General features: G+C 73.3%; 21 protein-coding genes. 14 read left to right on the top strand and 7 right to left on the bottom strand.

Features of this window, described 5'->3' with window-relative positions:
- Positions 1–16: 16 nt before the first annotated feature.
- Both J3P38_RS11980 and J3P38_RS11975 read right to left on the bottom strand, forming a co-directional pair.
- Positions 17–1,339, bottom strand: a complete 1,323-nt coding sequence (locus tag J3P38_RS11980) for a D-arabinono-1,4-lactone oxidase (RefSeq protein ID WP_210503802.1) — start codon at positions 1,337–1,339, stop codon at positions 17–19.
- Between the two features lie 31 nt (positions 1,340–1,370).
- Entirely contained in the window at positions 1,371–2,576 is a 1,206-nt protein-coding gene (locus tag J3P38_RS11975; RefSeq protein WP_210503801.1) for an MFS transporter, read from the bottom strand.
- Between the two features lie 33 nt (positions 2,577–2,609).
- Between J3P38_RS11975 and J3P38_RS11970 the strand changes: the two genes are divergently transcribed.
- The 3 genes from J3P38_RS11970 to J3P38_RS11960 all read left to right on the top strand — a co-directional run bounded on the left by J3P38_RS11970 (position 2,610) and on the right by J3P38_RS11960 (position 4,991).
- Complete coding sequence (locus J3P38_RS11970; RefSeq protein ID WP_210503800.1) at positions 2,610–3,725, top strand: ferrochelatase; 1,116 nt, start codon at positions 2,610–2,612, stop codon at positions 3,723–3,725.
- A complete protein-coding gene (locus J3P38_RS11965; protein ID WP_307807880.1) occupies positions 3,722–4,531 on the top strand; it encodes an inositol monophosphatase family protein in 810 nt (269 codons plus the stop codon). Before J3P38_RS11970 ends, J3P38_RS11965 begins: the two co-directional genes overlap by 4 nt.
- 169 nt (positions 4,532–4,700) lie before the next feature.
- A complete protein-coding gene (locus J3P38_RS11960) occupies positions 4,701–4,991 on the top strand; it encodes a DUF4193 domain-containing protein (RefSeq protein WP_210503799.1) in 291 nt (96 codons plus the stop codon).
- Between the two features lie 99 nt (positions 4,992–5,090).
- On the opposite strand, the gene J3P38_RS11955 is transcribed toward J3P38_RS11960, so the two are convergent.
- Positions 5,091–5,384 carry a DUF4235 domain-containing protein gene (locus J3P38_RS11955; RefSeq protein ID WP_210441040.1) on the bottom strand — a complete coding sequence of 98 codons (294 nt, stop codon included), beginning with the start codon at positions 5,382–5,384 and terminating at the stop codon, positions 5,091–5,093.
- A 22-nt stretch (positions 5,385–5,406) separates the two neighbouring features.
- Positions 5,407–5,859: a DUF3093 domain-containing protein gene (locus tag J3P38_RS11950; protein ID WP_210441039.1), complete on the bottom strand. Its 453-nt coding sequence runs from the start codon at positions 5,857–5,859 to the stop codon at positions 5,407–5,409.
- A gap of 27 nt (positions 5,860–5,886) precedes the next feature.
- Between J3P38_RS11950 and dut the strand changes: the two genes are divergently transcribed.
- Genes dut through J3P38_RS11930 form a run of 4 tightly spaced genes read left to right on the top strand, consistent with a single transcriptional unit; the run spans position 5,887 to position 8,164 of the window.
- Positions 5,887–6,366, top strand: coding sequence for a dUTP diphosphatase (gene dut, locus J3P38_RS11945; RefSeq protein ID WP_210441038.1), 480 nt, complete (start codon positions 5,887–5,889; stop codon positions 6,364–6,366).
- A 45-nt stretch (positions 6,367–6,411) separates the two neighbouring features.
- The gene (locus tag J3P38_RS11940) at positions 6,412–7,101 is read left to right on the top strand and encodes a DUF3710 domain-containing protein (RefSeq protein WP_210503798.1); all 690 of its coding nucleotides are present in this window, start codon (positions 6,412–6,414) and stop codon (positions 7,099–7,101) included.
- Between the two features lie 5 nt (positions 7,102–7,106).
- The gene (locus tag J3P38_RS11935) at positions 7,107–7,469 is read left to right on the top strand and encodes an OB-fold nucleic acid binding domain-containing protein (protein WP_210441034.1); all 363 of its coding nucleotides are present in this window, start codon (positions 7,107–7,109) and stop codon (positions 7,467–7,469) included.
- Complete coding sequence (locus J3P38_RS11930) at positions 7,466–8,164, top strand: DUF3159 domain-containing protein (protein WP_307807879.1); 699 nt, start codon at positions 7,466–7,468, stop codon at positions 8,162–8,164. The genes J3P38_RS11935 and J3P38_RS11930 overlap by 4 nt, the downstream gene beginning before the upstream one ends.
- 36 nt (positions 8,165–8,200) lie before the next feature.
- Here J3P38_RS11930 and J3P38_RS11925 read toward each other — a convergent pair whose 3' ends face one another.
- Entirely contained in the window at positions 8,201–8,872 is a 672-nt protein-coding gene (locus J3P38_RS11925; RefSeq protein WP_210441032.1) for a potassium channel family protein, read from the bottom strand.
- An 80-nt stretch (positions 8,873–8,952) separates the two neighbouring features.
- Positions 8,953–9,615 (bottom strand): potassium channel family protein, encoded by a 663-nt coding sequence (locus tag J3P38_RS11920; RefSeq protein ID WP_210441030.1) that lies wholly within the window; start codon positions 9,613–9,615, stop codon positions 8,953–8,955.
- A 56-nt stretch (positions 9,616–9,671) separates the two neighbouring features.
- On the opposite strand from J3P38_RS11920, the gene J3P38_RS11915 reads away from it, so the two are divergent.
- From J3P38_RS11915 to J3P38_RS11905, 3 genes are read left to right on the top strand one after another with little or no spacing between them, the layout of a single operon-like run.
- The gene (locus J3P38_RS11915; RefSeq protein WP_307807878.1) at positions 9,672–11,723 is read left to right on the top strand and encodes an APC family permease; all 2,052 of its coding nucleotides are present in this window, start codon (positions 9,672–9,674) and stop codon (positions 11,721–11,723) included.
- Complete coding sequence (locus J3P38_RS11910) at positions 11,720–12,931, top strand: class I SAM-dependent RNA methyltransferase (protein ID WP_210503797.1); 1,212 nt, start codon at positions 11,720–11,722, stop codon at positions 12,929–12,931. Before J3P38_RS11915 ends, J3P38_RS11910 begins: the two co-directional genes overlap by 4 nt.
- A gap of 17 nt (positions 12,932–12,948) precedes the next feature.
- A complete protein-coding gene (locus tag J3P38_RS11905; protein WP_210503796.1) occupies positions 12,949–13,305 on the top strand; it encodes a hypothetical protein in 357 nt (118 codons plus the stop codon).
- On the opposite strand, the gene J3P38_RS11900 is transcribed toward J3P38_RS11905, so the two are convergent.
- Complete coding sequence (locus tag J3P38_RS11900; protein ID WP_210503795.1) at positions 13,298–13,858, bottom strand: AAA family ATPase; 561 nt, start codon at positions 13,856–13,858, stop codon at positions 13,298–13,300. The genes J3P38_RS11905 and J3P38_RS11900 overlap by 8 nt on opposite strands.
- 155 nt (positions 13,859–14,013) lie before the next feature.
- Between J3P38_RS11900 and J3P38_RS11895 the strand changes: the two genes are divergently transcribed.
- The 4 genes from J3P38_RS11895 to J3P38_RS11880 all read left to right on the top strand — a co-directional run bounded on the left by J3P38_RS11895 (position 14,014) and on the right by J3P38_RS11880 (position 18,518).
- Complete coding sequence (locus J3P38_RS11895) at positions 14,014–16,908, top strand: aconitate hydratase (protein ID WP_210503794.1); 2,895 nt, start codon at positions 14,014–14,016, stop codon at positions 16,906–16,908.
- The gene (locus tag J3P38_RS11890) at positions 16,905–17,489 is read left to right on the top strand and encodes a hypothetical protein (RefSeq protein ID WP_210503793.1); all 585 of its coding nucleotides are present in this window, start codon (positions 16,905–16,907) and stop codon (positions 17,487–17,489) included. The genes J3P38_RS11895 and J3P38_RS11890 overlap by 4 nt, the downstream gene beginning before the upstream one ends.
- Position 17,490: 1 nt before the next feature.
- Complete coding sequence (locus tag J3P38_RS11885; protein ID WP_210503792.1) at positions 17,491–18,144, top strand: DUF3105 domain-containing protein; 654 nt, start codon at positions 17,491–17,493, stop codon at positions 18,142–18,144.
- Between the two features lie 71 nt (positions 18,145–18,215).
- On the top strand, positions 18,216–18,518 hold the full coding sequence (locus J3P38_RS11880) for a thiamine-binding protein (RefSeq protein WP_210503791.1): 303 nt from the start codon (positions 18,216–18,218) through the stop codon (positions 18,516–18,518).

The following is an 18,518-nucleotide window of genomic DNA, read 5'->3' as shown; positions in this document are numbered from 1 at the left end:
GCGCCGGCGGCGCCGTTCAGTCGCCGAGCACGCGCCGGAGGTGGGCGTTGGCGAACACCCGGTCCGGGTCGAGCCGCTCGCGCATGGCGAGGACGTCGCCGAAGCGCTCGTACGCCGGCGCCAGGTCCGCTGCCGTGCGCGTGTGGACCTTGCCCCAGTGGGGTCGTCCGCCCGCCTCGCGCAGCAGCGGCTCCAGGCCCCCGAAGAAGGGCCGGTGGTCGGTGCCGGCCGGGACGTGGAAGGCGAGGTACAGGCTGTCGCGCCCGTGCGCGGTCGACAGCGGCACGTCGTCGGCGCGAGCCGTGCGGACCTCGACGGGGAACGCGATCCGCCAGTCGCTGGCATCGATGACGCGGCGGCACTCGCGGAGCACGTCGAGGCCGACCTCCCGCGGGACGGCGTACTCCATCTCCCGGAACCGCACCCGTCGGGGCGTCACGAAGACGCGGTGGGCGAGATCGCTGTAGCGGCGCTCGGAGAGGGCACGGCCGGCGAGCCGGTTGATGCGGGGGACCAGCGCAGGCACGCGCGAGCCGGCGCGGCACAGTCCGCCGAAGACGCTGTTCGACACCAGCTCGTCCTCCCACCACGACGCCAGCCGGGACGGCGGCCGCTGCTCGCCGGGCTCGAGGTCGGTGCGGACGTTCTGCTTGACCAGGAGGCGGTCGGTGTGGGGGAACCAGTACATGTCGACGTGGTGGGCCGCGGCCACCATCTCGTCGTAGGAGCCGAGGGCGCGCTCCCAGGTCATCGGCTGCTCGTGGGCCTCGACGACGAAGAGCGGCTCGACGTGGAAGGTCAGGCTGGTGAGGATCCCGAGCGCCCCGAGCCCCACCCGGGCGACGTCGAAGACGTCGGGGTGCTCGGTCGCGGAGGCGCGCAGCACCTCGCCGGTGCCCGTGACCAGCTCGAGGCCGGCGAGCTGGGCCGCCAGCCCGGCGGCGGTCCCGCCGGTGCCGTGCGTGCCGGTCGACGTGGCGCCGGCGAGGGTCTGCTCGGCGATGTCGCCCATGTTGTGCAACGACAGGCCCAGCCGCTCGAGGGCGAGGTTGAGGTCCTTCAGCGGCGTGCCGGCGCGCGCCGTCACCGTCATCGCCTCCCGGTCGACGGCGAGGACGCCGCTGAGCGCGTCCGGGCGCAGGAGCGTGTGCTCGGGGGCCGCGATGGCGGTGAAGCTGTGCCCGGTGCCGGCCATCTTCACCGTCGTGCCGTCCTCGCGGGCCCGGCGTACGGCGTCGACGACGGCGGCGACCGACGCGGGGGTCTCCACCTGACGAGGCACCGCCTGCTCCAGTCCGGACCAGTTGCGCCAGACGTGGTCGTGCGCGCGTGCGGTCATGCCCGCACGCTAGGGCATCGCCCGGTGGGGGTCAGCGCACCGGCGCGGGGTCGCGGTCGGCGCGAGGCGCGGGCTGGCGGGCGACCTGGGCGCCGAGGGCGCCGAGGATCCCGCCGCCGAGCGCCACGGCGTAGGCGGCGGACGCGCCGCTGTGGTCGACCACGAAGCCGGCGATGCTCGCACCGGGCGCGACCCCGGCGACGATCCCGGTGTGCAGGATCGCCATCCCCTCGGTGAGCCGGCTCGGGTGGACGCCCTGCTCGACCATCGTCATCGCGCCGATCATCGTCGGCGCGATCGCCAGGCCCCCGACGAGCAGCACGACGGCCATGAGCGGGATGGAGGAGACGAACATCAGCGGCGCCATGGCCAGCGCCATCGCCGCCGAGCCCCACCGCAGGCGCGCGTCCGGACCGCTGTGCCAGGCGACGGCGCCGGTGACGAGTCCCGCCACGAGGCTGCCGAGGGACCACGCGGCGAGCAGCCATCCGGCGACCCAGCGCTCGCCCCGCTCCTCGGCGAAGGCCACGGTCGTGACCTCGGCCGCGCCGAACAGGGCGCCCAGGGTGAGGCAGACCAGCGCGAGCGGCAGGACCAGCCGCCACGGCATCGGGGCCCGCGCCCCCGACGGCGCGGCCCGGCCGGCCGGCGGCTCGGTGCGGCGCTGTGCTGCGAAGGCGAACGTGCCCACGACCCCCGTGACGAGGGCCGCGGTGAGTCCGGCGACCGGGTGCCAGCTCGTGGCCAGCAGCGTGACGAGCACCGGCCCGACCACGAAGACGACCTCGTCGAGCACCGCCTCGAGCGCGAACGCGGTCTGCTTCTCGCTCCCGTCGTCGAGCAGGTGCGACCAGCGGGTGCGCACGCTCGCGCCGACCTGGGGGAGGGCGGCGCCCGCGACGGCCGCGAAGACGTAGGTCCACGGCCCCGACCAGTCCTGCTCGACCGCCATCATCATCAGAGCCAGGCCGGCGCCGAAGACGGAGATCGCGAGCGGCAGCACGCGCGCCTGGCCGTAGTGGTCGACCCATCGTCCGTGCAGCACGGCGAACGCCGCCTCCGCGAGGACGAACACCGCCGACACGGTGCCGGCCAGCCCGTAGGAGCCGGTGCGCGCCTCGACGAGGAGCACGATCCCGAGCCCGACCATGGAGATCGGCAGCCGGGCGACGAGTGCGGCACTGCTGAAGGCGAGGGCGCCCGGGCGGGCCAGCACCCGGCGGTAGGAGTCGAGCATCAGCGCGATGGTAGGCCGCTCTACGCTGGCAGCATGAATCCTGCGGGTCACCCCGACGTGAAGCCGTACGACGCGCTCCTCGTGCTCTCCTTCGGGGGACCGGAGAAGCCGGAGGACGTGGTGCCGTTCCTCGAGAACGTGACCCGAGGCCGCGGCATCCCGCGCGAGCGGCTCGAGGAGGTGGGCCAGCACTACTTCCTCTTCGGGGGCAAGAGCCCCATCAACGACCAGAACCGCGCCCTCATCGCCGCCCTCGAGCAGGACCTCGCCGAGCAGGGCATCGACCTGCCGGTCTACTTCGGCAACCGCAACTGGGACCCCTACCTCGCCGACACGCTGCGCCGGATGACCGCAGACGGCATCAGCCGCGCCGCGGTTCTCGCCACGTCGGCCTACTCCTCGTGGTCCTCGTGCCGTCAGTACCGCGAGAACCTCTGGGACGCGGTTCAGGAGGTGCCGGGCGCGCCCCGGCTCGACAAGCTCCGGCAGTACTACAACCACCCCGGCTTCATCGAGCCAGTGGTCGACGCCTGCCTGGCGGCGCTGGCGCAGCTGCCCGCCGGCGGCGACGCGGCCCGCCTCGTGTTCGTCACGCACTCGATCCCGACCGCGATGGCCGAGACCAGCGGCTCGGAGGACGGCCGCGGGCAGCCGCGCCCGGCGTACGTGCCGCAGCACCTCAGCGCCGCCGACGAGGTCGCCGCCCGCGTCCGGGCGGCGACCGGTCAGGACCGCCGGCACGACCTCGTCTACTGCTCCCGCTCGGGCGCGCCGTCGACGCCGTGGCTCGAGCCCGACGTCAACGACCACCTCGAGGAGCTGGCCCGCGACGGGGTCACCCAGGTCGTGCTGGTGCCCATCGGCTTCGTCTCCGACCACATGGAGGTCATCTACGACCTCGACACCGAGGCGCTGGCCACCGCCGAGCGCCTGGGCGTGCAGGCGGTGCGTGCGGCGACCCCCGGCGTCGACCCGCGATTCGTGGCGATGGTGCGCGACCTGCTCCTCGAGCGGTCCGCGGCCGAGCGGGGCGAGGAGGCCGAGCGGGCGGCCGTCGGGTCGATGCCCGCGGGTCCGGACCTGTGCGGCGCCGGCTGCTGCCCCAACCCGCGTGGGCCGCGCCCGGCCCTGTGCGGGCTCGACTCGTGATCGCCGCCGCGGCGGACCTGCGCGACCTGGCGCGCACGCTGGCGCACGACGGTGCCGCGCTCGCACGCGAGATGCGGGTCGGGGGCATCGGGGTCGCTGACACCAAGACCAGCGCCGTCGACGTGGTCACCGAGGCCGACCGCGCGGTCGAGTCCCTCATCCGCCAGCGCATCACCGCCGCCCGGCCCGACGACGCCATCCTCGGCGAGGAGGGCGACGACCGACCCGGCACGTCCGGCGTGCGGTGGGTCGTGGACCCCATCGACGGCACGGTGAACTACCTCTACGGCCTCCCCGACTGCGCCGTCTCCGTCGCCGCCGAGGTCGACGGCCGCGTCGTGGCGGGTGCGGTGGTCACGATCCCGGCCGGGGTCGAGTACGCCGCCGCTCGCGGGCACGGCGCGACCCGGGACGGTCGGCCCATCCGCGTGCGCCCCTCGCCGCCGTTGGCCGAGCGCCTGGTCCTCACCGGCTTCGGCTACCGGCGGGAGGTGCGCGAGCACCAGGCCGGCTGCGTCGCCAGGCTGCTGCCCGAGGTACGTGACATCCGCCGGATGGGCTCCTGCTCGCTCGACCTGTGCCACGTGGCGGAGGGCGGCGGCGACGGCTACGTCGAGGCCGGTCCGCAGCCGTGGGACTGGTCCGCCGGCGGACTGGTCCTCGAGGAGGCCGGCGGCCGGTTCGCGCTGCTCGACGGCACCTTCACGCTCGGGTCCCACCCCGTCCGCAACGTGGTGGTCGGAGCCCCGGCCGACGGCTGGGACGACTTCGTGGAGGCGCTCGCAGCGGCCGGGTTCCTCGCCTGAACGGGCGGGAATAGCGCGCTGTCGCCCACTGTTCAGGCGACACGTCGCGGACCGGCTCACCACGGAACCGGTCCATGGTGCACACTTTGGCGCCGACGACGCGCACAACTGGTCTCAGCCCGAGCCGCGACCCGGCGGGCACGAGCCACTGCATGGGGAGAGGGAACTGATGGCCACCGACTACGACGCACCGCGCAAGTCCGAGGAGGACCAGAGCGAGGAGAGCATCGAGGAGCTGAAGGCGCGGCGCCACGACAAGAACTCCGGCAAGGTCGACGAGGACGAGACGGAGGCTGCCGAGTCCTTCGAGCTGCCGGGCGCCGACCTCTCGCACGAGGAGCTCGCCGTCGAGGTGATGCCGCGCCAGGACGACGAGTTCACCTGCATGAGCTGCTTCCTGGTGCACCACCGCTCGCAGCTCGCCGACGAGAGGAAGCTCATCTGCCGCGACTGCATCTGAGCCGCCGGCAGCAGACGACGGAGCACGACGCACCACCACGAGCAACGAGGCCCCGGCCGTCCCCTCGCGGGACGGGCCGGGGCCTCGTGCGTGTGGCTGCTAGGCCTTGTCGCCGGCGCGGAGGCCGGGCGGGCGGTGACCGGTCGAGCGGGTGTAGTAGCCCGCCGCCCGGCGCTGGGCGAACATCCGCGCCAGCGCCACCAGGGCGCCGGTCACGGCGGCCCACGCCACCGCCTCCCCGACGGAGACGTCGGGGTCGGCGGGGTTCTCCGGGGGATTCTTGCCGGTGCTCATCTTCCAGGCCTTGTCGATCCCCTTGCGGGCGATCGAGGCGGCGCCGAGGGCGCTCGCCAGCGAGAAGATGGTCCAGACCTTCGAGCTGTCCTCTGCCATGGCCGCAACCCTACCCAGCGCGTCAGCGCGCTCGGGTCGCCTCTAGGGCTGAGACGAGGGCGTCCGGGCGCCGGCAGCTGACGAGCCAGTACGGCGTCGGGTCGGTGGGGTCGACGATGTCCACGCGGACGCCCCGCTTGAGGTAGGGGCGCAGCACGAGGTGGGCCCGGGCGTCCGCGTCGACGCCCGCGAGGCGGCGTACCGCCTCGGCGTCGAGGGCGGTCACCTCCCCGACGTGCCGCAGCGGGACGTGGGCCCGGCCGGCGTGGAACGTGTCGCCCTCGACGGCGACCCGCACGTTGCCATAGCCGACGAGGAACGTGACCAGGGCCGCGAACGCGGCCGCCGTCACCGCCCAGACGACGACCTGGGACTCCGGGACCGCCACGAGGACCGCCAGCCACAGGGATGCCACGAGCATCGTGCCCTGCGCCCACCAGCGCAACGGGACGGTGAGGCGTTCGGCGTAGTCCACGGCGCAGAGCCTATAGATTCCCTCCTCGTGCCCGACCACGACCCGACCCCTCCCGCGGCCGACCTCGAGATCGCCGTGGTGCGGCTCGACCCCGGCCTGCCGCTGCCGTCCTACGCGCACCCCGGCGACGCCGGCGCGGACCTCCACACGACGGTCGACGTGGTCCTCGCCCCGGGCGAGCGGGCGCTCGTGCCGACCGGGCTGTCGGTCGCGCTCCCCGACGGGTACGTCGCGCTGGTGCACCCGCGCTCGGGCCTCGCCGCCCGCCACGGCCTGTCCATCGTGAACACGCCGGGCACGGTCGACGCCGGCTACCGGGGCGAGATCAAGGTGCTGCTGATCAACCACGACCCGGTCGAGGCGGTGGCGCTCTCCCGCGGGGACCGGATCGCCCAGCTCGTGGTCCAGCGCTTCGAGCGGGCCCGCTTCGTCGAGGTGGGGGTGCTGCCGGAGTCCGTCCGGGGCGCCGGGGGCTACGGTTCTACGGGTACCGGTTCGCGTCCGTGAGCCGGTGACTGCAGCCGAACGAGCCCTGATCGAAGGAGTCCTGACGTGAAGTTCCGCCGCAAGGAGGCGACCGGGCCCGCCGCGGAGACGACCGCGGAGACGACCACCGAGACGACGTCCGGGGCGACCGCCGAGACGACCGCCGGCGCCGCCGACGCGTCCTCAGGGACGGCTGGCGGGGGAGCGCGGGGCTCGGGTCCGTTCGACGCCTCGCAGGTCGAGGGCGACGGGGTCGACCGGGCCGACCTGGGCTCCCTGCTCGTCCCCGCCCTCGCTGGGCGTGAGCTCCGGCTCCAGGTCGACGAGAAGAGCGGACAGGTCCGCGCGGTCATGCTGGCCGGCAGCGACGGCGCGTGCGAGTTCCAGGCGTTCGCCGCCCCGCGCAACGGCGACCTCTGGTCCGAGGTCCGACCCCAGATCGCGCAGGACATGGTGCGCCGCGGGGGGAACGCCACCGAGCGCGAGGGCCGCTGGGGCACCGAGCTCGTGTGCCAGATGCCGGTCCGCCGTCCCGACGGCACCACCGCCACGCAGCCCTCGCGGATCATCGGCATCAACGGCGAGCGCTGGATGCTGCGCGCGTCCTTCCTCGGCCGGCCCGCGATCGAGCCCGACGCGACCGCGGACTGGGAGGACGCCCTCGCCCAGGTGGTCGTGCGCCGGGGCGCCGAGGCCATGCCCGTCGGCGAGCCGCTGCCCGTCCGGCTCCCGGACGACGCCCGCCGGGTCCGGTGACCCCCGTGGCCGAGAAGAGCCGGCTGCGGCAGGCGCTCGCGCGGTGGGCCGACACCTCCGAGGCGCACCAGCGCGACCTGAGGCAGACGCACGCCTCCGACGAGGCGGTGGCCATCGCCGACGCCCCCGAGCGCGAGCCGGTGACCGTCAACGGCGTCCTGCGCACCGTGACCCTCCGTCCCCGCGGCGGCGTGCCGGCGCTGGAGGCCGAGCTCGACGACGGGTCGGGGGTCATCACCGTCGTGTGGCTCGGACGTCGACGCATCTCGGGGGTCGACCCGGGCCGCTCCGTCACGGTGTCCGGCTGCATCGGCCGGCAGGGCGGCGTGCCGATCATGTTCAACCCGCGCTACGAGCTGCGCCCGTGACCGCCCAGACCGCCCACGAGACCGTCGAGGCGGCGGTGCGCCAGCAGCTCTCCAAGGCGCTGGGGGGCCGCCGCGGCATGGCGGAGGCCGCGGTGCCGACGATCCTGTTCACCCTCACCTGGCTGACGATGCGCGAGCTCGACCTCGCCCTGCGAGTCAGCATCGGCGCCGCGCTGGTGCTGCTCGTGGTGCGGCTGGTGCAGCGGTCGACGGTGCAGTTCGTCGTCAACGCCCTCTTCGGCATCGGCATCGGGTGGTTCTTCGTGCACCGCTCGGCGGCGTCCGGCGGCTCGGAGCAGGAGCAGGCGCTGGCCTACTTCCTCCCGGGGATCCTCTACAACGGCGGGTACGCCGTCGTGCTCGCGTTCTCCTGCCTCGTCGGCTGGCCGCTGGTCGGCTTCATGGTGGGCAGCATCACCGGCGACGCCACCGCCTGGCACCGCGACAAGCAGGTCGTCCGGCTGTGCAGCCGGCTGACCTGGCTGCTGGTCGCGCCGTGCGTCCTCAGGGTCGCAGCCCAGGCGCCGGTGTGGCTGGCGGGCAGCTCGGGCTCGATGGACCCGGACGCGGCGGTCGCCGTCCTCGGCGTGCTGAAGATCGTGCTGGGCTGGCCGCTGCAGCTGGCGGCGCTGGGCGCGATGGTCTGGCTGCTGACCCGCCGCACGCCGGTCGGTCCCGACGCGAAGCCCGCCTGACGCAGGCCGCGGCCCCGCCCGCCGGCGTCCGCGGGGTCAGCCCGGGTGGTGGCCGGGGGAGAGCAGGTGCTCGAGCTCGGCCTCGACCTCGGCCGGGACCACGAAGAGCAGCTCGTCACCGGACTCGAGGGGCTGCTCGGCCTCGGGGGTGTAGACCTGCCCGTCGCGCAGGATCGTGACCAGGGCGCAGTTCTCCGGGAACGGCACCAGCCCGGCCGGCGTACCGACGTAGGGCGAGTCGGCCGAGAGCGTGAGCTCCACGAGGTTGGCGTTGCCCTGGCGGAACGTGAAGAGCCGGACGAGGTCGCCGATGGACACGGCCTCCTCCACGAGCGCGGACATGATACGCGGGGTGGAGACGTTCACGTCGACGCCCCACGCCTCGGTGAAGAGCCACTCGTTGTTGGGGTGGTTCACCCGGCCGACCGTGCGGGGCACGCCGAACTCGGTCTTCGCCAGCAGCGAGGTCACCAGGTTGACCTTGTCGTCACCGGTGGCCGCGATGACCACGTCGCACGTGCCGAGCTGCGCCTCCGCCAGCGAGGACAGCTCGCAGGAGTCGGCGAGCAGCCACTCGGCGTCGGGGACGCGCTCGGGCCGGATCGCGGACGGGCTCTTGTCGATGAGCAGCACCCGGTGGCCGTTCTCGATCAGCTCCCGGGCGATCGATCGACCCACGGCTCCGGCTCCGGCGATGGCGACGCGCATGTGTGCAGTGCTCCTGGCTGAGGTCTGGGCTGAGGTCTGGGCTGAGGTCTGGGCTGTCGGGTGTCGGGGCGTCGGGGCGTTCAGTCGTCGTCGGGGCCGGACTCGAGCACGGCGTAGGCGTGGGCGGCGTTCTCCTCGCGGATCACGAGGTGCAGCATGTCGCCCTCCTGCAGCACGGTCTCCCGGGTGGGGAGCATGCCCTCGCCGAGGCGGTCGATCCACGCGATCCGGCTGCGGGACTGCATCTGGAACTCGACGGTCCGGTTGCCGATCCAGGCCTCCGGGATCGGCACGTGGTCGACGCGGATCGTGCCGGACGGGTCGCGGAAGTCCGGCTCGGCGCCGGCCGGCAGGATCCGCCGCAGCACCTGGTCGGCGGTCCACTTCACGGTCGCGACGGTGGTGATGCCGAGGCGCTGGTAGACCTCGGCCCGGCCGGGGTCGTAGATGCGGGCGACGACCTGCTGGAGACCGAAGGTCTCGCGGGCCACGCGCGCGGCGATGATGTTGGAGTTGTCGCCGCTGGACACGGCCGCGAAGGCGTCGGCGCGGCGGATGCCCGCCTTCTCCAGCACCTGCTGGTCGAAGCCGTACCCGGTGATCTTGTCGCCGTTGAACTCCGGACCGAGCCGCCGGAACGAGTCGGGCTCGCTGTCGATGATCGACACGGTGTGGTTGCGGTCCTCGAGGCTGCGGGCGAGCGTCGATCCGACGCGGCCACAACCCATGATCACGACGTGCACTCCGGAACCGTATCCCAGCGGGGACGGCGACCGCTCCGGGTCTAGGCTTGCCGCCCGTGAGTGTCGGCGACGTGTCCAAGCGCATCCTGCTGGGCCGCAAGCTCCGGAGCAGCCAGCTCGGGGAGACCCTGCTGCCCAAGCGCATCGCCCTGCCGGTGTTCGCCAGCGACGCCCTCTCCTCGGTGGCCTACGCACCCGACGAGGTCTTCATCATGCTGGCGGTCGCCGGCGCGTCGACGTACGTCTGGTCGTGGAAGATCGGCCTCGCCGTCGCCGTCGTGATGCTCACCGTCGTGGCCAGCTACCGGCAGACCGTGCACGCGTACCCGTCGGGCGGCGGTGACTACGAGGTGGCCACGGTGAACCTGGGCCGCAACGCCGGCGTCACGGTGGCCAGCGCGCTGCTCGTCGACTACGTCCTCACCGTCGCGGTGTCGATCTCCTCGGCCGCGCAGTACGCCGCCGGCGCGATCCCGCCGCTGATCGGGCACGAGGCCACCGTCGGCGTCGTGGCCGTCGCGCTGCTGACCGCGATGAACCTCCGCGGCGTGCGTGAGTCCGGCGCCTTCTTCGCGGTGCCGACCTACCTCTTCATGGTCGCGATCCTCGGCATGTGCGCCTACGGCCTGCTGCGCCTGCTCGCCGGGGACCTGCCCGAGGCGGAGAGCGCGCACCTCGAGATCATGCCCCAGCCGGGCTGGGAGGAGCCGCTGACGCAGGTCGGCCTCATGTTCCTGCTCGCCCGCGCCTTCTCGTCCGGATGCGCGGCGCTGACCGGCGTCGAGGCGATCAGCAACGGGGTGCCGGCCTTCCGCAGGCCGAAGAGCCGCAACGCGGCCACCACGCTGCTCCTCCTGGGCCTGATCGCCATCACGATGATGATGAGCGTCATCGTGCTCGCCAAGCAGATGGCGATCCGCTACGTCGACCCCCACGAGCTCGATCGGCTCCGCACCGCCGCGGGCGGCGCGCTGCCCGACGGCTACGAGCAGCACCCGGTGATCGCGCAGATCGCGGCGGGCGTCTTCGACCACTTCTCGCCGGGCTTCTACTTCGTCGTGACGGTGACCGGCGTGATCCTGGTGCTCGCCGCCAACACCGCCTTCAACGGCTTCCCCGTGCTGGGCTCGATCCTCGCGCAGGACGGTCTCGCGCCGCGCTCGCTCGGCTCGCGCGGCGACCGGCTGGCCTACAGCAACGGCATCGTGTTCCTGGCGGCGATGTCGATCCTGCTGATCTGGGTCTTCGACGCCGAGACGACCAAGCTGATCCAGCTCTACATCGTCGGGGTGTTCGTCTCGTTCAACCTCAGCCAGCTCGGCATGATCCGCCACTGGACGCGGCACCTGCGGACCGAGCGCGACCCGGCGGCGCGCCGCCGGATGATGCGGTCGCGGGCCATCAACACCTTCGGACTGGGCATGACCGCGGTCGTGCTGGTCATCGTGCTCATCACCAAGTTCCTCGCCGGCGCCTGGATCACGATCCTGGCGATGGGCTTCTTCTTCCTCGTCATGCAGGCGATCGGCCGCCACTACGCGCGCGTCGAGCTCGAGCTGGCCGCCGACGAGCAGGACAAGGTGATGCCGACCCGCGTGCACGCGATCGTGCTGGCCGCCAGGCTGCACAAGCCGACCCTGCGCGCGCTCGCCTTCGCCCGCGCCACCCGGCCCAACGTGCTGGAGGCGATCTACGTCAGCATCGACCCCAAGGCCACCAGCCGCCTGCTCGAGGAGTGGGACGAGCGGCACCTCGACATCCCGCTCAAGGTGCTGCACTCGCCCTACCGGGAGGTCGTCCGCCCGATCGTGGAGTACACCCAGGAGATCCGACGGGCCAGCCCGCGCGGCGTCGTCGCGGTCTACATCCCCGAGTACGTGGTCGGCCACTGGTGGGAGCAGCTGCTCCACAACCAGACGGCGCTGCGGCTCAAGGGCCGGCTGCTGTTCACCCCGGGCGTGATGGTCATCTCCGTGCCCTACCAGCTGCGGTCCTCGCAGGCGGCGCAGGAGCGCGAGCTGCGCGACGACGTCCGCGTGCACGCCGGCGACCTGCGGCGCGGGCGGGTCGACTCCCGGGGCGGCTCCGAGAGGGGCGACGGCGCGTGAGCCGTGCCAACCGGCCCCGTCGCGCCCGCGGTCGCTCGCGGGTGGGGGAGCGCTTCGAGGTCGAGGTCGGTCCGGTGGCCCACGGCGGGCACTGCGTCGCCCGACTGCCCGAGCCGGAGCGACGGGTGGTGTTCGTGCGTCACACGCTGCCGGGCGAGCGGGTGGTCGTCGAGGTCACCGAGGGCACCGACGGCGACCGCTTCTGGCGCGGGGACGCCGTGGAGGTCCTGACCCCGTCCCCGGACCGCGTGGTCGCGCCGTGCCCCGTCGCGGGGCCGGGCCTCTGCGGCGGCTGCGACCTCCAGCACGTGGCCGTGCCGGCGCAGCGGGAGCTCAAGACCGCGGTCGTCCGCGAGCAGCTGGTGCGCCTGGGCGGGCTCGACGCCGACTCCCCGCTCGTGTCGGGCCTGCGCGTCGAGGCCGTCCCGGTCCCCGGCCGGGACGACGACGGCCTGCGCTGGCGCACCCGCCAGCGGTACGCCGCCATGCCCGACGGTCGTCCGGCGATGCGCGCCCACCGCTCCCACGACCTCGTGCCGCTGGCCGACTGCCCCATCGCGGCGGAGGGTGCCCGCCCGCCCTCCCGGCTGCCGGACCCGGTGGTCGAGGCGGGCGTGCCGCGCGCCTCGGAGGACACGGTGGTGCGCGAGGTCACCGCGGCCGGCAGCACGCACCCCTTCTCCGTCGCGGCGGACGGCTTCTGGCAGATCCACCCCGAGGCGCCGCGCGTGCTGGTGGAGGCGGTGCTCGACCTCCTCGACCCACAGCCCGGCGAGCGGTCGCTCGACCTCTACGCCGGCGTGGGACTGTTCGCCCGCTTCGTCGGGGAGGCCACCGGGGCCCGGGTGGTGGCGGTCGAGGCCGATCGCACCGCCTGCCGGCACGCCCGCGCGAACCTGTCGCCGCTGCGGCCGGCGGCGGTGGAGTGCGGCCCCACGGACCGGGTGCTGCGCTCGGCCCTCGACGAGCCGTTCGACCTCGTGGTGCTCGACCCGCCCCGTGAGGGCGCCAAGCGGGTCGTGGTGGAGCAGGTCGTCGACCGCCGCCCCCGGGCCGTCGCGTACGTCGCCTGCGACCCCGCCGCGCTCGGCCGCGACGTGGCCATCTTCGCCGAGCACGGCTACGAGCTGACCGCCGTGCGGGCCTTCGACCTCTTCCCCATGACGCACCACGTCGAGTGCGTGGCGCTGTTGTCACGCACCAGGTAGTCCGCGAGGGTGACGGCATGGCTCGCTACGCCGTCAACCCGGAGGCCGTCGCGCACGCCCGCCGGCTCATCGACGCCCGGCAGTACGTCCTGGACAGCGACTGGGGCGCGGTGCAGCCGGGCGCAGAGTCCGAGAACGCCTACCTCGAGCGGCACGGGTGGCAGGGCTACGGCCGCTGGTTCCTCGGGCTCACGGAGGACGCGAAGGAGCAGACGAAGGCGCGCCACGCCTTCGTCTACGGCGACCTCCGTCGAGTGCACCGCAGCGGCCTGATCGCCTGCGTCTACCGAGCCTCGGAGTGGCGGCACAAGGACGTCGAGCTCGCGGCCCACGACCTGCTCCAGCACCTGGACCGGACGGCCGGGATCACGTGACCTGGCGGGGCGGTCGGGCCGCGGCACGCACGAGGCCCCAGAGCTCCGCGAGCGCCCGGGCGCGGTCGGCGGCGTCGACGACCGGCCAGCCGCGCTCGTCGGCGAGGCCGAGGAGCTGCCGCCTGCCGGCCAGCACCAGCTCGTCGCCGCCGCGCTGCTCGATGATGCGCGAGACGACCGCGGTGACCGGCGTGACGGCACGTGAGCGGAGCCGGTCGAGCAGCACGTCCGGGGCGACGTCGAGCACCACGCCGACGTACGCCGCTCCGGCCTCGGCGGCGGCCGCCTCGAACCGCTCGACCTGCGCGGGCGTCACGATGAGCTGGGGGAGCACCACGTCGCGCCCGGTCCGCAGGTAGGCGGTGAGCAGCGCGAGGGCCGAGCTGCGCACGGCCTCGCCGGTGCCCACGAAGTCGTCCTCCCAGCCCGACACCCACGAGCGCAGCTCGTCGATGTCGCACAGGAGCGTGCCGGGGTGCGCCGCGGCGTGCGCGCGGGCCAGGGTGGACTTGCCGACGCCCGACGGCCCGTTGAGGTGGAGGAGGCTCGGCACGGCCGCGACGCTACCGCCCGTCGCCGCGGCTCGGTGTGATATCTTGACGTCAAGATACTGCGACGCTTCGAACTAAGGGTCACCTGCCTTCCCGTCGTTCTGCCTCCGGCGGCAAGATGGACGTGAACCCGCGAACTCCCGAGGAGATGTGGCTGATGGCCAGTCAGGACAGCTTCGGTGCCAAGGGCACCCTGGACGTGGACGGACAGTCCTACGAGATCTACCGGCTCGACGCGGTCAAGGGCGAGGGCCTCGACGTCGAGAGCCTGCCCTTCTCGCTGAAGGTGCTCCTGGAGAACCTGCTCCGCACCGAGGACGGCGCCGACATCACCGCCGACCACATCAAGGCCATCGCCGGCTGGGACGCCAGCGCGCAGCCCGACCAGGAGATCCAATTCACGCCGGCACGCGTGATCATGCAGGACTTCACCGGCGTGCCGTGCGTGGTCGACCTCGCGACGATGCGCGAGGCCATGGCCGACCTGGGGGGCGACCCGACGAAGATCAACCCGCTCGCGCCCGCCGAGATGGTCATCGACCACTCCGTGATCGCCGACGTGTTCGGCTCCGCGGACGCCTTCGAGCGCAACGTCGAGATCGAGTACGAGCGCAACCGCGAGCGCTACCAGTTCCTGCGCTGGGGCCAGGGCGCCTTCGACGACTTCAAGGTGGTCCCGCCGGGCACCGGCATCGTCCACCAGGTCAACATCGAGCACCTCGCCCGCGTGGTCATGGTCCGCGACGGGGTCGCCTACCCCGACACCTGCGTCGGCACCGACTCCCACACCACGATGGTCAACGGCATCGGCGTGGTCGGCTGGGGCGTCGGCGGCATCGAGGCCGAGGCCGCGATGCTCGGCCAGCCGGTCTCGATGCTCATCCCGCGCGTGGTCGGCTTCAAGCTCTCCGGCGAGCTGCCCGAGGGCTCGACGGCCACCGACCTCGTGCTCACCATCACCGAGATGCTCCGCGAGCACGGCGTGGTCGGCAAGTTCGTCGAGTTCTACGGCGAGGGCGTCTCGGCCCTGCCGCTGGCCAACCGCGCCACCATCGGCAACATGAGCCCGGAGTTCGGCTCCACCATCGCCGTCTTCCCCATCGACGACCAGACGATCGACTACCTGCGCATGACCGGCCGCACCGACGAGCAGCTCGCGCTCGTCGAGGCGTACGCCAAGGAGCAGGGCCTCTGGCACGACCCGAGCGCCGAGCCGCGCTACAGCGAGCAGCTCGAGCTCGACGTCTCGACCGTCGTCCCGTCGCTCGCCGGCCCGAAGCGCCCGCAGGACCGCGTCGAGGTCTCGACCGCCAAGGCGGCCTTCCGCACCGCGCTGGCCGACTACGTCAGCGACGACCTGACCGGCGGGGAGGACCGCAAGCCCGGTGTGCCCCAGCAGGAGCAGCCCGCGGGCGTCGCGTCGAAGGTCGACGAGGCCTCGGCGGAGTCCTTCCCCTCCAGCGACTCGCCCGCCTCCAACGGCAGCGGCGGAGGCGGCAACGGCAACGGCTCGCCCGACCACTGGCAGGACCACGCCGTCGCTGCGGCCGACGACCGGCCCCGCAAGCCGACGACGGTCTCGCTCGACGGCCAGGAGGTCGACATCGACCACGGCGCGGTCGTGATCGCCGCGATCACCTCCTGCACCAACACCTCCAACCCCTCGGTGATGATCGGTGCGGCCCTGCTGGCCAAGAACGCCGTCGAGAGGGGCCTGTCCCGCAAGCCGTGGGTCAAGACGTCGCTCGCCCCCGGCTCCAAGGTGGTCTCCGACTACTACGACCGCGCCGGCCTCACGCCGTACCTCGACAAGCTCGGGTTCAACCTCGTCGGCTACGGCTGCACGACCTGCATCGGCAACTCGGGCCCGCTCATCCCCGAGGTCTCGGCGGCGGTCAACGAGGCCGACCTCGCCGTGGTGTCGGTGCTCTCGGGCAACCGCAACTTCGAGGGCCGGATCAACCCCGACGTGAAGATGAACTACCTCGCGTCGCCGCCGCTGGTGGTGGCCTACGCGCTGGCCGGCTCGATGGACGTCGACCTGTTCGAGGACCCGCTCGGCCAGGACTCCGAGGGCAACGACGTCTTCCTGCGCGACATCTGGCCCAGCCCGCAGGAGGTCGAGGCGACCATCGCCGAGGCGATCACCGCCGACATGTTCGGCTCCTCCTACGACGACGTCTTCAAGGGCGACGAGCGCTGGCAGTCGCTGCCCACCCCGACCGGCGACACGTTCGAGTGGGACGCGGAGTCGACCTACGTCCGCAAGCCCCCCTACTTCGACGGGATGCCCGACGAGCCCGAGCCGGTCACCGACATCGTCGGTGCGCGGGTCCTGCTCAAGCTCGGCGACTCCGTCACCACCGACCACATCAGCCCGGCCGGTGCCATCAAGAAGGACAGCCCGGCCGGCCGGTACCTCGCCGAGCACGGCGTCGAGCAGCGGGACTTCAACTCCTACGGCTCGCGCCGCGGCAACCACGAGGTCATGATCCGCGGCACGTTCGCCAACATCCGCCTGCGCAACCAGATCGCGCCGGGCACCGAGGGCGGCGTGACCAAGGACTTCACCCGCGACGGCGAGGTCACCAGCGTCTTCGAGGCGAGCCAGAACTACCAGGAGGCCGGCACCCCGCTGGTCGTGCTGGCGGGCAAGGAGTACGGCTCCGGCTCCTCGCGCGACTGGGCGGCCAAGGGCACGGCCCTGCTCGGGGTGAAGGCCGTCATCGCCGAGTCGTACGAGCGCATCCACCGCTCCAACCTCATCGGCATGGGCGTCATCCCGCTGCAGTTCCCCGAGGGCAAGACGGCCGACGACCTCGGCCTCACCGGCGCCGAGGTCATCTCGATCAGCGGCATCACCGAGCTCAACGACGGCACCACGCCGAAGACGGTGACGGTCAAGGTCGAGCCCGCCCCGGGCACCGACCAGGCCCACGGCGAGGCCAGCGAGTTCGAGGCCACCGTCCGCATCGACACCCCCGGTGAGGCGAACTACTACCGCAACGGCGGGATCATGCAGTACGTCCTGCGCAGCCTCCTGCGCGGGTGAGCGACCCCGCAGAGGTGTGGCGCGGCCGCGTCCAGCAGCAGCTGGACGCGGCCGGCCGCCCGTCGCTCGGCGACATGGCCGGCTGGGAGGTCTTCCCCTTCGAGCGCGACGGGCTGACGCCGAAGCCGCTGGGCGAGCGGGTCGTCCCCGAGCCGGACCGCTCGCGCCCGGCCGACCAGTGCGGCACCTGCCGGGCGCTGGCTCGTGACGACCTCGTCCTGCACACCGGCTCGCGCCTCGCCGTGATCCGCCCCGGCGGCACCAGCCTGATGTTCGTGGCCAACGTCGTCGCCCGCGCGCACGAGCGGCTCGACGACCTCGACGACGACGCCGACGCCGAGCTCGGACGGCTGGTGGCCCGCACCTACCGCGCGCTGCGCGCCCTGCCGGGCGTGGGCCACGTCCAGGTGAGCAAGTGGGAGAACGGCGGTGGCCACCTCTCGGTCAACGTCCTCGCGCGGCCCCTCGGCGTCCTCGAGCTGCGGGGGTCCAACCTGCCGGTCTGGGCGGACATGCTCCCCGACATCCCGCAGGACGAGCTCGAGGCGCGCGCCGACGTCGTGCGCGCGGCGCTGGCCTGACATGGCGCACCCGGTGCTGCCCGAGGACGAGTCGCCGCCGGCGGGAGCGACCGCCGCCGTGGACGAGGCGCGCCCCCGTCGGCTGCCGCTCCTCCTCGCCGGCGTGGCCGCCGCCCTCGTGATGGGCGCGGCGCTCGTGGCCCCGCTCGTCGACCGGGCCCTGCGCGGTGACGAGCAGGCCCGGCGCGCCCTCGACCTGCGCCTGGTCCAGACGTGGGAGGTGACCGACCGCGCACACACGACCGGGGACGTCACCTACCCGCAGGACCCACCGGCGGGCGGCGCGCACCACCCGGTGTGGCTGGCCTGCGGCGTCTACGACGAGCCCGTCCGCGACGAGAACGCCGTCCACGACCTCGAGCACGGCTCGGTCTGGATCACCCACGACCCGGACCTCCCGGCCGACGACCTGCAGCGGCTCGCCGAGCAGCTGCCCGACAACGGCATCATGTCGCCCCGCGACGGACTGCCCTCGCCGGTGGTCGTCACGGTCTGGGACGCCCAGCTGCGGCTCGACGGGGCGGACGACGCTCGCCTCGGGTTGTTCCTCGAGGAGTACGGCGACGGGCACACCGCCCCCGAGCTCGGCGTGAGCTGCCGCGGCGGCACGCCGGACCCCCAGGGGGAGCTGCCCGGGCAGGGCACCAACGCCTGACCGGCTGCGCGTGGAGCGCGAGCGGGAAGGGCCGGCGCGCGGGGGAGCGCCGCACCGCTAGCGTGGTCGGCATGATCGTCGCCTTCTCCCTCTCGCCCATGTCCAGCGACCCGAGCGGGTCCGTCACCGAGGCCGTCGCGGCGGCCGTCCGGGTCGTGCGCGAGTCGGGCCTCCCGCACGAGACCAACGCGATGTTCACCAACATCGAGGGGGAGTGGGACGAGGTGATGGCGGTCGTGAAGCAGGCCGTCGACGTCGTCGCGGCGGTGTCGCCGCGCGTGGGCCTGGTGCTCAAGGCCGACATCCGCCCGGGCTACGAGGGCCAGCTCACCGCGAAGGTGGAGCGCATCGAGCAGGCGCTGCGGGAGGGCTGA

It is taken from the genome of Nocardioides xinjiangensis (assembly GCF_017916455.1).
In the GTDB taxonomy this organism is placed as follows: Bacteria; Actinomycetota; Actinomycetes; order Propionibacteriales; family Nocardioidaceae; genus Nocardioides; species Nocardioides xinjiangensis.
The sequence above is the reverse complement of the archived record's forward strand: the minus strand, read 5'-3'. Positions and strand labels throughout refer to the sequence as shown.